The 15,165-nt window shown below is 58.3% G+C and carries 11 protein-coding genes and 1 pseudogene; 8 read left to right on the top strand and 4 right to left on the bottom strand.

Going from position 1 to position 15,165, the window contains the following annotated elements; genetic code table 11:
* Nucleotides 1-27 precede the first annotated feature (27 nt).
* From NR164_RS28810 to NR164_RS28800, 3 genes and pseudogenes are all read left to right on the top strand, one after another.
* The gene (locus NR164_RS28810; protein WP_256823577.1) at nt 28-6,921 is read left to right on the top strand and encodes a DUF637 domain-containing protein; all 6,894 of its coding nucleotides are present in this window, start codon (nt 28-30) and stop codon (nt 6,919-6,921) included.
* 28 nt (nt 6,922-6,949) lie between these two features.
* Nucleotides 6,950-7,342 (top strand): hypothetical protein, encoded by a 393-nt coding sequence (locus NR164_RS28805; RefSeq protein WP_126585958.1) that lies wholly within the window; start codon nt 6,950-6,952, stop codon nt 7,340-7,342.
* Between the two features lie 162 nt (nt 7,343-7,504).
* A pseudogene (locus tag NR164_RS28800) lies at nt 7,505-8,676 on the top strand (IS4 family transposase).
* 443 nt (nt 8,677-9,119) lie between these two features.
* Here NR164_RS28800 and NR164_RS28795 read toward each other — a convergent pair.
* Together NR164_RS28795 and NR164_RS28790 are read right to left on the bottom strand one after the other, a co-directional pair.
* The gene (locus NR164_RS28795) at nt 9,120-9,422 is read right to left on the bottom strand and encodes a hypothetical protein (RefSeq protein ID WP_046385098.1); all 303 of its coding nucleotides are present in this window, start codon (nt 9,420-9,422) and stop codon (nt 9,120-9,122) included.
* 313 nt (nt 9,423-9,735) lie between these two features.
* On the bottom strand, nt 9,736-9,993 hold the full coding sequence (locus NR164_RS28790; RefSeq protein ID WP_046488837.1) for a hypothetical protein: 258 nt from the start codon (nt 9,991-9,993) through the stop codon (nt 9,736-9,738).
* A 508-nt stretch (nt 9,994-10,501) separates the two neighbouring features.
* Here NR164_RS28790 and NR164_RS28785 point away from each other — a divergent pair.
* Together NR164_RS28785 and NR164_RS28780 are read left to right on the top strand one after the other, a co-directional pair.
* The gene (locus NR164_RS28785; RefSeq protein ID WP_173677843.1) at nt 10,502-10,894 is read left to right on the top strand and encodes a DUF2846 domain-containing protein; all 393 of its coding nucleotides are present in this window, start codon (nt 10,502-10,504) and stop codon (nt 10,892-10,894) included.
* Nucleotides 10,895-11,110: 216 nt separating this feature from the next.
* Nucleotides 11,111-11,731 (top strand): hypothetical protein, encoded by a 621-nt coding sequence (locus NR164_RS28780; RefSeq protein WP_046488829.1) that lies wholly within the window; start codon nt 11,111-11,113, stop codon nt 11,729-11,731.
* 90 nt (nt 11,732-11,821) lie between these two features.
* On the opposite strand, the gene NR164_RS28775 is transcribed toward NR164_RS28780, so the two are convergent.
* Complete coding sequence (locus NR164_RS28775; protein ID WP_079442599.1) at nt 11,822-12,409, bottom strand: hypothetical protein; 588 nt, start codon at nt 12,407-12,409, stop codon at nt 11,822-11,824.
* A gap of 16 nt (nt 12,410-12,425) precedes the next feature.
* Nucleotides 12,426-13,037 carry a hypothetical protein gene (locus NR164_RS28770; RefSeq protein WP_026140224.1) on the bottom strand — a complete coding sequence of 204 codons (612 nt, stop codon included), beginning with the start codon at nt 13,035-13,037 and terminating at the stop codon, nt 12,426-12,428.
* 328 nt (nt 13,038-13,365) lie between these two features.
* Here NR164_RS28770 and NR164_RS28765 point away from each other — a divergent pair, with 328 nt between their 5' ends.
* From NR164_RS28765 to NR164_RS28755, 3 genes are read left to right on the top strand one after another with little or no spacing between them, the layout of a single operon-like run.
* Nucleotides 13,366-14,046 carry a CsgG/HfaB family protein gene (locus tag NR164_RS28765; RefSeq protein WP_017848624.1) on the top strand — a complete coding sequence of 227 codons (681 nt, stop codon included), beginning with the start codon at nt 13,366-13,368 and terminating at the stop codon, nt 14,044-14,046.
* A gap of 29 nt (nt 14,047-14,075) precedes the next feature.
* Nucleotides 14,076-14,438: a DUF4810 domain-containing protein gene (locus NR164_RS28760; RefSeq protein WP_017848623.1), complete on the top strand. Its 363-nt coding sequence runs from the start codon at nt 14,076-14,078 to the stop codon at nt 14,436-14,438.
* Entirely contained in the window at nt 14,435-15,088 is a 654-nt protein-coding gene (locus tag NR164_RS28755) for a DUF799 domain-containing protein (RefSeq protein WP_079442601.1), read from the top strand. Before NR164_RS28760 ends, NR164_RS28755 begins: the two co-directional genes overlap by 4 nt.
* The last annotated feature ends 77 nt before the right edge of the window (nt 15,089-15,165 follow it).

Raw genomic sequence — 15,165 nt, 5'->3', positions numbered from 1 at the left:
ACGCCCCGTTACATCGAGAATTTGAAAATGGATGTTCGCCAATTTGCCTTCCTGGCCCGCCAACCTTCTGCCGCCCTGAAGCCGCGCGACGCGTTCTTCGGCCTGCCCAAGCGCGGGCTGGCATTGATCCTCGCCAACGCGCTGTTCTGGCAGCCGCTGCTGGCCCAGGCCGAGGGCATCGTGGTCAGCGCGCCCGGCACCACCGTCGGCGCCGCGGGCAATGGCGTGCCGGTGGTGAACATCGCCACACCGAACGGCAGTGGCCTGTCGCACAACCAGTTCAAGGACTACAACGTCGGCCCCAACGGCGTGATCCTCAACAACGCCAGCGGCGCGGTGACCAACACCCAGCTGGGCGGCTACATCGTCGGCAACCCCAACCTCAAGGGCGGCGCGGCCAGCGTCATCCTCAACGAAGTCAACGGCGGCAACCCCAGCCAGTTGCGTGGCTACACCGAAGTAGCGGGGCAGTCGGCCAAGGTCATCGTCGCCAACCCCTACGGCATCAGTTGCAACGGCTGCGGCTTCATCAACACCCCCAACGCCACCCTGACCACCGGTAAACCCGTCATCGATCCGACCGGTCAACTGAAAAGCTACCAGGTCGACGGCGGCGCGGTGACCATTGACGGCCAGGGCCTGAACGCGAGCAACGTCGACCGCTTCGAAATCATCACCCGCTCGGCCAAGATCAACGCGCAGATCAACGCGCGCCAACTCACCGTGATTGCCGGTCGCAATGACGTGGATGCACAAACGTTGAACGCCACCGCACGCGCCGATGACGGCAGTGCCAAGCCTGAGCTGGCAATCGACTCCAGCGTCTTGGGCGGCATGTACGCCGGCGCTATCAAACTGGTCGGCACCGAAGCCGGCGTGGGTGTGAAGCTCGACGGTACGTTGGCGGCCAGTGGTGGGGATATTCAGCTTGATGCCAATGGCCATTTGAGCATGGCGCAGGCAGCGGCCACCGGTAACGTCAAGGTTACGGCGCAGAACGTCGACCTCACCGACAAGGTCTACGCCGCCGGCAACGTGCAAGTGACCAGCGCCCAGGCGTTGGTCAACCAGAAGAGTGTGGCGGCCGGTCAGCGTATCGAAATCAATGCGACGACAGTGACCAACCCCGGCATCATCGAAGCTGGCGTCGCCCCCGACAACAGCCGCAATGCCACCGGCGACCTGGTGGTCAACGCGCAAACTGTCAACACCACCGGCAACCTGCTGGCCAGCCGCACATTAGCGATCACTGCCGCGCAAACGCTGACCAATCAGGACGGCGTCATTCAGGGTAAAACCGTCAGCATCGATGCGGCCAAATTGGTCAACCAGGGCGAAGTGGCACGGGTGTATGGCGTAAAAAGCCTGGCGATCAATGCGCCGGCCATCGTCAACCTGGGCGGTTTGCTCCGCTTCGGTGAAGGCCAGGCGGCGACCCTCGACAGCGCGTCCCTGGACAACCGTCAGGGCCGTATCGAAATGGCCGGTGGCAGCCTGGTGCTGAGCAGTGCCGCGCTGAACAACAGCGAAGGCAAGATCATTGCTAGCGACTTGACGGTCAACGCGGGCCGCGTCAATAACCAGAGCGGCCTGCTCGTCGCCAACACCGTGACAGTGACAGCCGACACGCTCGACAACAGCAACGGCACACTGGCCAGCCAACTCGGCAACCTGAAGCTGACTGTTAAAGCCCTGACCAACCGTGGCGGCAAACTGTTCGGCAAAGAATTGTTAACCTTCGACGGTGCCACCCTCGATAACAGCGCCAATGGCCAGATCAGCGGCAACCGACTGGACCTGACGGCTCGCGACACGCTCACCAACCGTGGCGGCCTGATCGAAGCCAGCCAGGGTCTGACCCTCGGCGGCGGCAATCTCGACAACAGCGCAGGCGGGCAAGTACGCAGCCTGGCTGGCACCAGCAGCAGCCTCGACTTCAGCGGTCAGGTGAGCAACCAAAAGGGCATTCTTGAGTTTGGTAGCCAGGCCTTCAGCCTCGACGCCGGGCACTTGAACAACCAAGCCGGTCAATTGCAGCACGCCGGCAGCGGCCTGTTCCGCGTCAAAACCGCCAGCCTCAGCGGCAGCCAAGGCGACATCAATGGCCTGGGCACCGCCGACTGGTCCTTCGGTACTGTCGATGGCCTCGGGCGTGTGCAACTCAATGAACGCCTCACTTACACAAGCACCCAGAACCTGACCCTCAAAGCCGGCGACCGCATGGCCAGCGCAAAAGGCCTGGTGCTTGACGTGGCCAGCCTCGACAACGGCGGCGAACTGCTCAGCGACGGCGACCTGAGCATCACCCTCAGCGGCGACATGACCAACAGCGGCCGCGTGTCGGCCCTGCAAAAACTCAGCGTGCAGGCCAATAGCCTCAGCCAGAACGGTGGGCGCCTGGCGGGCAACACCACCCAACTGAACCTGCGCGGCACCCTCGACAACCTCGGCTACCTCACCGCACGTCAGCAACTGGATATCGCCGCGCTGCAAATCAACAACCGTGGCACCCTCGGTGCACAGGGTGCAGTGAACCTCAGCGCCGTCAACGGCATCACCAATGGAGCGGATTCGCTGCTATTCAGCGGTGCCGACCTGACCTTGCGCGGCAACGGCTTCAGCAACGTTTATGGCGACGTTTACACCCAGGGCAACCTGACGTTTGCCGCGCGTGATGGTGGTCAGGCGGCAGTGTTCAGCAACCTGTCGGGCACGGTTGAAGCCGAGGGCAACATCGGCATCAACGCCGCATTGGTAGAAAACGCCAAGGCCGTGTTCGAGCTGGGACGGACCGTGACCACCGGGAGTGTGTACTGGCAATGCGGCCAGCACTGCGACGGGGACTACTCGTACAAGCGCGGCGAGATACGCATCAACCAGACCTTCCTCGAATCCGCGCTCAAGGACTCGGCGCCCGCGCGCCTGGTCGCTGGCAAAGACATGCTGATCCAGGGCGACAACGTCCAGAACCGTTACAGCCTGCTGGCCGCCAACGGCAACCTCGGCATCGTCGCGAATAACCTGCTCAACCAAGGCGCGGGCACCCGCACTGGGCAGAACAGCATCGTTATCGGCACTCCGCGAAGAATTGACAAACATTACTGGGACCACGTTGAGTACGTCGAAGTCCCCGCGTTCAACGCCGCCGTTGCTGCCGGTCACTTCGACCTGGCGACGTTTGAAGCGCTCAAGGCGCGCTCCAGTGACTGGCGTTTTGCCGAGGCGAGTAACGTCACCACCTGGACCGTAAAAGATGCGCTTGTCTACAACGCCACCCTGCAAGCCGGTGGCACCGTCGACCTGTCCAAAGTCGTCAACACCGTGCAAAACGGCACGCTGCTGGAAAACCAGAAAGCGCAACTGACCGGCACCCTCGACAACGACCAGACTGGCATCCCCGTCGGCGGCATTAACATCAGCCTCAGCCAGCAGGCCAGTGCCCCTGGCTCGGCGTTCACCCCAGTCGACCCGACCACCTCGCCGTATTTCAAACTGCCCAAGGGCGAGTACGGCCTGTTCGTCAAAAACGCCGACCCTACCAGCCACTACCTGATCGAAACCAACCCCCAGTTTGCCAGCCTCTCGGGCTTCTTCAGCTCCGACTATATGCTCGACAAACTCGGCTTCAGCGCCGACACCGCCTGGCGCCGTCTCGGGGATGGCCAATACGAAACCCGCCTGATCCGCGACGCCGTGCTCGCGCAAACCGGCCAACGCTTCCTCACCAGTGCCTTGAGCAGCGACGCGGACCAATTCCGCTACCTGATGGACAACGCGCTGGCCAGCAAAGACGCCCTGCGCCTGAGCCTCGGTGTGACCCTCACTAGCCAGCAAGTCGGCGCACTGACCCACGACATCGTGTGGATGGAAAATCGCGTGATCGACGGCCAGAGCGTCCTCGTGCCGGTGCTCTACCTGGCCCAGGCCGAGTCACGCAATGTACGCGGCAGCAGCCTGATCCAGGGCCGCGACCTCAACCTGGTCACCGGCGGCGACCTGCTCAACGTCGGCACCCTGCGCGCCAGCAACAACCTCTCCGCCGCCGCCGGCGGCAGTCTCTACAACGGCGGCCTGATCGAAGCGGGCAACAACCTGACCTTGCTGGCCCAGGACAGCATTCGCAACGCCATGGCCGGTGAAATTCGCGGCACCCAAGTCAACCTCGCCGCCCTCAAAGGCGACATCACCAACGACACCACCGCGATTCAAGTGCGCGACGGCGCGGGCATGCGCACCCTCACCGACAACGGCACTAGCACCATCAGCGCCCGCGACAACCTGGTGATGGAGGCCGGTCGTGACCTCATCAATCGCGGTGCGCTTGCAGGCGGCAACGACGTCACCCTCACCGCTGGCCGCGACCTCAGCCTGCTGCCCGTCAGCGATACCCGCGTGAAGCACGAATTCAGCGACGGCGGGCACAAATCCAGCATCACCACCGACGTCAAAAACCTCGCCGCCAGCGTTACGGCGGGGGGCAATCTGAATATGAAGGCTGGGCAGGATGTAAACATCATCGGTAGCACGGCCACCGCTGGCAAAGACATCAATGTCGACGTCGGGCGCGATTTCAACGTGGTGTCGGTCAGCGATGTGCACAGTGTTGAAGGTAAGGAAAAACACGGCAAAAAACGCATCAAGACGACGGATGAGCAGACTACCCAAGTGGCCAGTGTGTTGACCGCGGGTGGGGATTTCAGAAGTCAGGCCGGGCGTGATACGACGCTGGTGGCGAGCAAGATCAGTGCGGGGAATGAGGCGTATTTGTACAGCGGGGAGCGGATGAATCTGCTGGCGGCTGAGAACAGTACGCATACCTTGTATGACATGAAGGAGAAGGGAAGCTGGGGCGCTAAAAAGGCGCAGATGGACGAAGTAACCCGCACGACTCAAGTAGGCACCGAGATCAAGGCGGGCGGAAACCTCACTCTGAAAAGTGGTGGCGACCAGTTGTACCAAGTCGCCAAGCTCAACAGCGGCAAGGACATCATTCTCGATAGCAGCGGTGCGATCGTCTTTGAAGGAGTCAAGGACCTGCACGATGAGAGCCACACCAAGAGTAAAAGCGACCTCTCCTGGTTCAGCGCCAAAGGTAAAGGCAATACCGATGAAACCCTGCGTCAGAGCGAGCTGGTTGCTCAAGGGCAGCTTGTTATCAAGGCCGCCGAAGGCATTCGCATCGATGTCAAACAGGTTGATCAGCAGACCGTAAGCCAGACCGTTGATGCGATGGTAAAGGCTGATCCCAATCTGGCTTGGCTGAAGCAAGCTGAGGCACGTGGCGACATTGATTGGCGCCAGGTGAAGGAGATTCACGAGAGCTTCAAGTACGACAACTCGGGGCTGGGTGCCGGTGCCAAGATTGCGATTGCGATCATGATGGCGGCGATCATGGGCCCGGCTGGTTTTGGTCTAGGTGGCTGGCAACTGGCGGTCGCTACGAGCTTCTCTACTACGGGTGTTACCAGCACCATTAACAACAAAGGCAACCTCGGCAGGGCTTTGAAGGAAACCGTTAGTACCGACAGTCTTAAAAGCGCGGCGGTTGCTGGTTTTACGGCGGGTGCTCTGGAGTATGCCGACACTAATTGGTTCGCTGGTGCCGACAAAGCAGGTGCAAGTACTAGCACCGTCCAAGGTGTTAACCCGAGTGCGGGCTCAACCTTGGCGGTTACTAACTCCTCCAAAGATATTTTCACCTGGACGTCAGCGGGTGATATCGCCCTGCGCACTGGAGGTCGGGCGGTAATCTCTAGCGGGATTTCTACGGCCATCCAGGGCGGAAGTTTCGGCGACAATTTCAATGCTGCCTTGCTGGGAGAGGCTGGCAACGTTGCGATGGCTACCGGTTTTAATTGGGTGGGTGACTACGTCACGTTCCCGAATGGAAGCCCTCAAAAGATCATTGCTCATGCATTGATGGGCGGATTGCTGGCGGAAGCGACCGGCAGTGATTTCAAAACCGGGGCTGCGGCGGCTGGGTTGAATGAAGCGCTCATCAATCAATTAACTTGGGCCGCCCAAGGCAATAAAGACATCACTTTGATGCTTTCACAACTGACTGGGTTGTTAGCAGCGGCGGCGGTTGATGGTGATTTAGAGAAAGGCTCTCAGATTGCTCAGAAGGCGACGACGTTTAACTACCTTTACCACAAAGAAGTCGAGGAGATGCTTCGGGAGGTTGACAGCAAAAGTACGGAACAAGAGAAAAGGGCGGTTAGGGAGCGGTATGCGGCCCTTGATCAGCAGAGAAATGACGAATTGGATGCGCTCTGCGCGCGCGATCCGCAACGCTGCAGGGGTATTGCTATCTCGTTGGCGAACGATGATCAGAAACTCGTCGATCTGGTAGGTAAACTTAGGTCCCAGGGACAGGGTGGTGCTGCTTCTGCTGTAGGTTTTGTGATAGGGAGCAACCTAGACGCTTCCAGCAAAATTGCTGCAGATATCAGCTCTGCTGGCGGTGGGGTGTTGGTTAAGCTCGGGGCGGAGGCTATCAAGGCTGGAGTTGGAGTAACATTACCCTCGCGCTCTGGAGCAGGGAAAGGGAAGGGTAGTCAGGGTGAAGCTGTGGGTCCTGATGTACCGCAGGGTGCAAAAGGTGGGGCGAAGACTCCACAAACTGTAGAGGAAATATCAAACCCTCCACAGGCACCGGTAATTCCGTCAGGGTGGGTCAGTCGACCAGGGCGAAATGGTGGTGAAATCTACTTTCCGGCTGGTACTGATCCCGCGAAAGGGGAGCACATTAGAGTTATGCCGCCTGGCTCATCACCTGTTCCAGGATATGAGGACGGATACTGGCGTTGGCAGAACTCCGGCAAGCAACCGATGAATCCGTCGACAGGTAAGCCGGGTATCGGGCAGGGAGATACACATGTTCCGCTTCCACCAGACTCTTTACCGCCTGTTCGTCGTTGAAAGGCTATGGACTTAATTAGAGGGACATATGTACACATTGCCAGACGATTTTGATTTTCTGCTGCTTTCCGGGTGTTACTTGGAAATGGTTTGTTTTGGTGTGCGCGTCACAAGGCTGGACTTTTCACGCCCACAAATTGCACCCGGCGTTCCTCCATATAAGGTTTCCTTCTGTGTTGAAGCAGGATTGACGTATCAAGTTGGTGATGTTTCGGGGAGACGAGAATTCACGGATTCATCTACCAGTGCACCCTTGTTAGATTTTTTGTTGAAAGATGTCGTTTTGGTCGAGGAAGTCGAGACTGCTACATTGCAGGTATCATTCAGTTCTGGCGATAGGATTGTAATCGAGGCTGACTGTAGCGGTGACTATGAATCCTATTCGATTTATCTGGATTCTGGTGATGTTATAGTTGTTTAATTGGTGCAAGGTGGCAGTTCAGTAAGGGAAGAAGAAAATAGGGGGCAGACCCTGAGGGATCCCCGATTTTTCTTACAAAAAATCAAGAAGTTGGAATTATTGAAGAGGCCTGCATGAGTCGGCAACTTGGTTTGCACCACACAAAACTAAGATCCCGAACCCATGCAGGCCATTCGATTTTTACACAGAGCGCTCGCTCAAGCACTCCCCTCAATCCATTCTCGCCGCCTGACAACGCTGGTGAGTTGTGTCAGTTCGTTACTGCAGGGCCGTCGCCTAACACTGACGGGCCTCGGGCGCTCCATGCCGGGTCAGGCCTATCCCAAACATGCCATCAAGCGCGTCGACCGTCTGCTGGGAAATCAGCATCTGAGATCAGAACGCCCATTGTACTACTGGGTGATGCTACGAGCGTTGCTGGGCTCGTTGAAGCATCCGCTGATCTTGGTCGATTGGTCTCGAATTGATGCCCCTTGTTGAGAGCCGCAATCCCGCTGGCAGGTCGTTCGTTTCCTATTTATGAATGTGTTCATGAGCGGGAAGGTTGCCCCAGGTATCAAAGTCGCCTGATTAAAACGCTGGCTCAATTGCTGCCTGATGGCTGTATCCCAATCTTGGTAACTGATGCAGGCTTCCGGCGGCCATGGATGAAGGCAGTAGTCGCGCAAGGTTGGTATTACGTGGCGCGCATACGTAACCGTGAGCTTTATCGTCGCGAAGAAAGTGAGTGGTTACCCGTGAAGAATTTGTATGCTCTGGCCACCTCTTCGCCCAAGTCGCTGGGTCGAGTTGAGATGACCCGCAGCGCGCCTCACTTCATTGATTTGTACTGCGTTCGCCACTCTGCCAAGGGCCGTAAACATCAACGAGTCACTGGGTCAATCGCCAAAAGCAAGTTCAGCCGGCAGTCCGCCAGTCGTGAGCGAGAGCCGTGGTTGCTGGCAAGCAATCTGAAGCAAAGCGAGTGGAATTCAGCAAAAATCGTGGCCATTTATAAGCGGCGTATGCAGATCGAAGAAGGCTTCCGAGATGTGAAAAGTGAGCACTTGGGGCTGGGTTTGAATCTGCATCGAAGCAGGTGCCCAAAGCGAATAGAGGTGCTGCTGTTGATTGCTGCGCTCGCCAACAATCTCCTCTTTTTAACCGGGCTTCAGGCGCGAGAACGTGATTTGGAACGACGCTATCAAAGCAACAGCCTCAAGGTGAAACGTGTACTTTCATTGTGGCGGCTAGGCATGGAATATTGGCGCAGTTGTACAGATTTTGGTGGGCGAGAAGGCTTGGAGAAAGCCCTGCGTGATGAGGTGCGCCATCAGGCGCAGAGCCTGGAGTAGATTTGTGGGGATCCCTCAGGGTCAGACCATCACTCTCATTTTTTAAAGCGCAATTCTGCTGACCCTTATAAAAACTTGGCCTGACCGCGATTTCTCTCTCTAGGGCATGACCTGATCCATCTCAGAATCGTTCGCGGCGTGACTGCTTGCGCTTGCCCGCTTACTCGAAGTCGGAAAACTCGCCAGGCTCATGGGCGGCTCGGATTAGGAAGTCAGGCGTATTTCAGCACATTTGCGGACTTGTTCGGAGAATCCCTAACCGAGCCCGGCTCTTTCCGATTAAATGTTATCCTCGTCGGCCCCAACATCAATCTGAACTTGCAACACCTGGACAATTACAACGTTGGCTTTCATCGCCTAGTAACCGAGCGAAGCCAAACAGATAGCCTCGCCCCTGCTCATCCACTTTCACCGATCTTTTTTGATCTAAGACCTTTTATCAATCAAGCATTGAACCTGGTTTTAACTTCTCCACCACGCGCATAAGTCATCACAAACGAACTCCAATTTTCACCACGTCTGGTGGCGCACTCCCTCAACTCCTTCACCAAACGATAGAGGATTGCGCCATTGTAATCCGTTTCCGCATCCGTCACCCGAACCCCTTTGTTCTCGACAGTAAGAACAGTTTCTATATAACCCGCACCTACTGTTACCTCATAAAAAAAAGAGTCGTAGCCATCCACGATACCTGCATCTAGCAGCTCAAAAATCTGTTTCACTAACTGTACGTCTTGAGTAACCACTATATAACCTCCGGAATCTTATGAGCCTCATTTTCAAAGAAAACTTTTTCGGTTTTTCCATTTATCGTATAGGTCAACTCCATGTTATCAGGACGCGGGAAATAGGGGTCAGACCACATTTTGCATTTAAGGAGTTTTCGTGACTATTGTTCAGTCCTTTAAAAAGAGAGTTATCCGAGGAGTGGTATGTCGTCCGAAGGCTGTTTTTTCTTAGTCTTATAATGGTGGTCTGACCCCTATTTCTCTTTAATGGTGGGGCCTAGAGTTGATTATCTGCACAAACCGGGGCGGCACCAAGGCCGCCCGATTTTATTCAGGTTGGATCGGCATTGAGCCTGCGGCTGATCACATCCAACAAATCACACCCATCGCGCAGCGGAATCGCCAGTAGATGGGCAAAGTCTTGCAGCACCACGGCATCGCTGCTGAGCTGTTCGCGAAAGGCTAGGTTTTCCAGCAGTTGGGTGACGGCTTGGATGCGGTGCACGGCGGCGTCGTGGAGGACGTCGAGGGGGGCTTGGGTGTCGATGAGCAGTGCGGGGACGGTGCAGTCGTGGCCGGTCAGGGGCATGTAACGGTTCATAATTGGCACTCTGTTAAGTGGTTGAGGCCACCACTCAATCGTCGCCAAACGAATGGGTGGCAGCTGTACGCAGGTTGGCGAACCGGCAACAGAGTAAACCGGCAGACCCGGGGGTCTCCCGCGCACAGCCGCCATAAAAGGTACGACTTTGCGGGTGCAAAAACACCTGCATGAAAGCGGATTGCTTTTGCACTCTGTTGTCAGGTCGCCAAACCTGATCGCCATTTGGGCGACGGCCGGACTATAAGCCCCTCACCCAAAACCGCGCAAGGCATCAGAGTGATGGCACAATGCCTTATGCAATGCCATCCGCTGCCGACATACTGGTGATGCCCAGACGCATCAAAAATCTGAACCGGCCTTCGCCGGCGTTTTCGAATCCGCCCCACCGCTACCCACAAGGAAGAAATACATGATCAAGTTGTTCTGCAAAGGCGCTGTCGTTGTGTCCCTGGCCACGCTGTTTGGCTGTTCTTCGACCCCGTCGGTGGAGAAGATGCAGGCTGACGTGGCGAGCTATTCGCTGCCCAAGGCTGCCGTGGCCGATAAGGGCCTGGTGTATGTCGTGCGCCCTAGCAACGTCGGGATGCTGGTACGGTTCAACGTGTTCCTGGATGACAAGGAAGCCGACTCGGAGATGGGTTACAACCGCGGTAATCAGTACATCTATTTTTTCGTGACGCCGGGCAAGCACGTGATCAGCTCCAAGGCTGAAAACTGGGCGGACATGCCAATCAACGTCAAGGCCGGTGAGGTGGTTTACCTCAAGCAGGAAGTCGAAATGGGCTTTGCCGTGGCGCGCAACAGCCTCAAAGTGCTGAGCGATCTGGAAGGCCGTTATCTGGTCAAGGATGCGTCCTTGGGCACCGTGGCAAAAGAAAGCAAGTAAGTTAAAAGCGCTTAAGGCGGCCGAGCTCGGAGCCCGGCCGTTGTCGCTGTTCATCCGCCCTGCACACTTAGCTTGATAAGGGGCTGACACGCGACTCTTCAACCCTCGTTGACTGACACGCGACATAAGTCGGAGTGGCACCGTATGGACGCAAATCCCCCGCTAAACGCCCGACCCTTCCGGCCCGCAATTGTTTAGACCCAAGGAAGCTCTTCAATGAAAATGCATCGTTTGTTTATCTCGCTCACTGCTCTGGCGACCTGCACCAGCAGCTTCGCCGCGGCGCCTGCCCTGCAAAGTTTTCTCGCCTGCGACCAGAACTCCCTGGCGGTGGTAAGCCAGCCGGGGCTCAAGGAACGTGTCGCCCATAAGGTGGAGAACGGCAAGATCACGCTCAGCGGCGGCACAAAATCCGATATGGGCCAGCGCTGGATGTTCGACACGCCACTGACGCTTGACGGTATGACCTTGACCGGCTTTTTCGCCGAAGACCAGGACCTGATGGGCTCGCGGATCATCAACTGGGGTTTCTACACCGAGCAGGCGCCCGACGCGCTTTACGCACAGCTGAGTAAAGTTCCGGGTACGGAGTTGGAGAAAGCCAACGGTATCTACGCTCGTGCGCAGATCTGGTCGCATAAGCAATCAGCCTGGGTGCCGGAGGGTGGCGATGACAATGCAGGCAAGCTGGTCACCGATACGGCCGAACGCATCTTGATGGTCGAGCCCGCCCCCAGTGACCTGGCCAAGACCAGCAATGGCATGATCACCTGCTCGGTTCAGGGCGCGGTGAGCGCCGCGATGCTCAAGATCACTCGACCTGACCTGATCAAGTGAGCTGAGGCAGGCAACGATACCGCGGGCATGCTCAATGCCTGCGGTGTTCTCTGGTTTTTCGCGAGCAAGCTCGCTCTTACAGGGGCGGGGTTACAGCAACTTGCGCTGCACCGCCTCATCCAGCGTGCTGCGCGTCAACGCCTCCACCACTTCCCGCGTGTCCGCCTGGAACGGGATGCCCACGATCAGCACCAGGTGCATCCAGGTGCGTACCGACTCACTCTTTTTCACGCGCCCGAGTTCTTTGCCGTCTTTGTCCTTGAACACGGTTTCCAGGGTGAAGGTGTTCTTCGCCGTGGACGGGATGATGAAGAACGTCACGCCAGTGATGATCGCCGAGGCCATGTTGAACTGTTCGTTGTTGTACAGGGTGGCGTCGGCGTAGATGTCCGAGTCGACCTTGTCGGTGCTCACCCGCGAGAAGCGGTTGGACTGGCGAAACGAATCCGCCACGGCCTTTTCCCACAACGCCGCCGGAGCGCCGGCTGCAGTGTTGCCCGGGCCGCTGTTGACCTGGCGGAGCGCGGTGGTACGCACGAACGCCGTGGGTTTTTGCGCCGGTGCGTTGGCGGTCGGCGGCCAGGTTTGCACGGGCGGCAGTTCGTGTTGCGAGTAAGACACGCAACCTGTCAGCAAGATGGCCGCGAGGACCAGGCTGTGTTTGATCAATCCTTTCATGTGTCGCTCCTTGAAATTACGGTTTGGCCAGCTTCGCGGTAGCGGTGTCGAGCAGTTGCGCGACCAGTTCGTTCAGTTGCTTGGCGCCCATGGTTGGGGCCCAGTATTCGCGACCGTAGAGGCCGACGTTGCGCTCGAACTTGACCTCGTGTTTGGCGCTCGCCAGTTCCTTGCCATCGCGATCGACGATCACCAGGTCGCCGGCCACGTCAAAGGTGTCGACGTAGATCGGGCCGTTGACCCAGATCCAGACCGTCAGCGTCAGCAAGGCGCCGGGGACATAGCCCGGGTGTATGCCACGGTGGCCCTTGAGGGAAGTCATGTTGAACTTGAGCGACACGTCCTGCTCACCCAGGCGCACGGGGTATTCGGTGACCTGCTTGAAGTAGCCCGCAGTACTCACGTACTGATTGAGCTGGGCGGTCAGCGAGCGGCTGATCGCGGTCTTGTTGGCGTCGTTGATGTCGGCGGCGCTCACCGTCACATCGGCGACTTGTGCGCTGCGCGGGCTGGCGATGGCGGCGGGGTGGAGCGGGGCGCCAATGGGGCCGGTGACGGTGTAGGACACACAACCGGTCATCGACAGAGCGGCGATCAGGGTCGCTGCCCGGAAGAGGGTTTTCAACACACAATTTCCCTATTAATGAATGAGCCAGGCCAGTGTCTCGACCGATAGCCCAAAAACTTGAGGAATGTGCGTCATCGCACGCCCTCCGACGAAACACCTTGAGAACCCCTCTCAACCCCGTAAAATGCTGCAGCCGTTGCGACCCGACATGTTCAGGGATGAAGTCAGTTACGCGCGAGTTCTTGCCTTTGCGCAGGCCAGCCTGCCTCCCTCCCTGAAACTGCCGCCCTTGGCCCGACGCCTTCGACCTCGAAGGGGTGGGTATCGCCTCGTGCCCGGTTTCTCGCTACACCGAGCGCTGCTGATTTCCTCACTTTAGGAGCAACATGTGAAAACACTGTCCCAAATCCTGCTGTCCGGCGTTGCCGTCGCAGCGCTGCTGACCGTGGCCGGTTGCGCCACGGAGAGCAACCGCGCGATGCCGGTGGAACAAGTCGCCAGCGCCCACGTCGCCTATTCCGGCGTGCGCGTGCCGATTGCCGTGGGCAAGTTCGATAACCGCTCCAGCTACATGCGTGGCATCTTCTCCGACGGCGTCGACCGTCTCGGCGGCCAGGCCAAGACCATCCTGATCACCCACCTGCAGCAGACCAACCGCTTCAGCGTGCTGGACCGCGACAACATGGGCGAAATTTCCCAGGAAGCCGCGATCAAAGGCACCGTGCAGAAGCTCAAAGGCGCTGATTACGTGGTGACCGGCGATGTGACCGAGTTCGGCCGCAAAGAAACCGGCGACCGCCAGTTGTTCGGCATCCTCGGCCGTGGCAAGACGCAAGTGGCCTACGCCAAAGTCGCGTTGAATATCGTCAACATCAGCACTTCCGAAGTGGTGTATTCCACCCAGGGTGCCGGTGAGTACGCGCTGTCCAACCGTGAAGTGATCGGCTTCGGCGGCACCGCCAGCTACGACTCCACCCTCAATGGCAAGGTGCTCGACCTGGCCATGCGTGAAGCGATCAACCGCCTGGTCGACGGCATCAACGCCGGCGCCTGGAACCCGCGCAACTGATTGGCAACCCCTCAAGGAGTAGTACACGGATGAGCAAGGCAGTGAAGTTGGCGCTGATGCTGACAGCAATCGCGACGGTCGCCGGGTGCCAGACGGCGCCTCAACCCCTGTATCAATGGGAAAGCTACCAGCCGCAGGTTTACGAGTACTTCAAGGGCGAGCCCAAGGAAGCGCAGGTCGAGGCCCTGGAGCGCGATCTGCAGAAGATCAACGCCAGTGGCCGCAAAGCACCGCCGGGTTACCACGCCCACCTGGGCATGCTGTACCTGAGCATGGGCAAGGATGACCAGATGGTGCAGGAGTTCCGCACCGAGAAGGCGCTGTTCCCCGAATCCGCTGCGTACATGGACTTTCTGCTGAAAAACGCCAAGACTGGAGTCGCCACCAAATGAGCCTATTGAAACTCACCGGCGCCTTGCTGGCCCTGGCCTTGCTCGGCGGTTGCGCGGCACCGAAGACGATTGATTACACGGCATACAAACAGGCGCGGCCGAAGTCGATCCTGGTGCTGCCGCCGATCAATGAATCGCCGGAAGTGCAGGCGTCCTACAGCATGGTTTCGCAGGTGACCTACCCGCTGGCCGAAGCCGGCTACTACGTGTTGCCGATTGCCCTGGTGGACGAAACCTTCCGCCAGAACGGCCTGACCACCGCCAACGATATCCAGGGCGTGCCGCCGGCCAAGCTGCATGACATCTTCGGTGCGGATGCAGCGCTGTACATCACCGTCAGCGAGTACGGCACCCAGTACATGCTGATCTCCAGCAACACCGCGGTGACCGCCTCGGCCAAACTGGTGGACCTGCGCACCGGCACCACCCTGTGGACCGGCTCGGCGCGTGCGTCCAGTGAGGAAGGCAACAATAACAACGGCGGCGGCCTGGTGGGCATGTTGATCACAGCGGCGGTCAAGCAGGTGATCAACAGCTCCACCGACGCAGCGCATCCGATCGCGGGCATCACCAGTGCGCGCCTGCTCTCGGCAGGGCAGCGTACCGGGCTGCTGTACGGTCCGCGCAACCCGAAATACGGTACGGACTGATCTCAGCGAAGGTCAAAGGTGGGAGGTGTTATCTAAACCAGGATTCAGGCGGGGCAGCGCGCCGGGCTGAGTTAACC

The organism is Pseudomonas sp. Pse79 (assembly GCF_024519615.1).
Taxonomy (GTDB): Bacteria; Pseudomonadota; Gammaproteobacteria; order Pseudomonadales; family Pseudomonadaceae; genus Aquipseudomonas; species Aquipseudomonas veronii.
This window is presented reverse-complemented; position numbering and strand designations above follow the sequence as displayed.

What these genes read in the sequence shown, in the direction of transcription:
- NR164_RS28785 (WP_173677843.1), top strand. Translation starts at nt 10,502, where the DNA reads ATGCAGGCTGACGTGGCGAGCTATTCGCTGCCCAAGGCTGCCGTGGCC.
- NR164_RS28760 (WP_017848623.1), top strand. Translation starts at nt 14,076, where the DNA reads ATGAGCAAGGCAGTGAAGTTGGCGCTGATGCTGACAGCAATCGCGACG.
- NR164_RS28755 (WP_079442601.1), top strand. Translation starts at nt 14,435, where the DNA reads ATGAGCCTATTGAAACTCACCGGCGCCTTGCTGGCCCTGGCCTTGCTC.
- NR164_RS28780 (WP_046488829.1), top strand. Translation starts at nt 11,111, where the DNA reads ATGAAAATGCATCGTTTGTTTATCTCGCTCACTGCTCTGGCGACCTGC.
- NR164_RS28790 (WP_046488837.1), bottom strand. Translation starts at nt 9,993, where the DNA reads ATGCCCCTGACCGGCCACGACTGCACCGTCCCCGCACTGCTCATCGAC.
- NR164_RS28805 (WP_126585958.1), top strand. Translation starts at nt 6,950, where the DNA reads ATGTACACATTGCCAGACGATTTTGATTTTCTGCTGCTTTCCGGGTGT.
- NR164_RS28775 (WP_079442599.1), bottom strand. Translation starts at nt 12,409, where the DNA reads ATGAAAGGATTGATCAAACACAGCCTGGTCCTCGCGGCCATCTTGCTG.
- NR164_RS28810 (WP_256823577.1), top strand. Translation starts at nt 28, where the DNA reads ATGGATGTTCGCCAATTTGCCTTCCTGGCCCGCCAACCTTCTGCCGCC.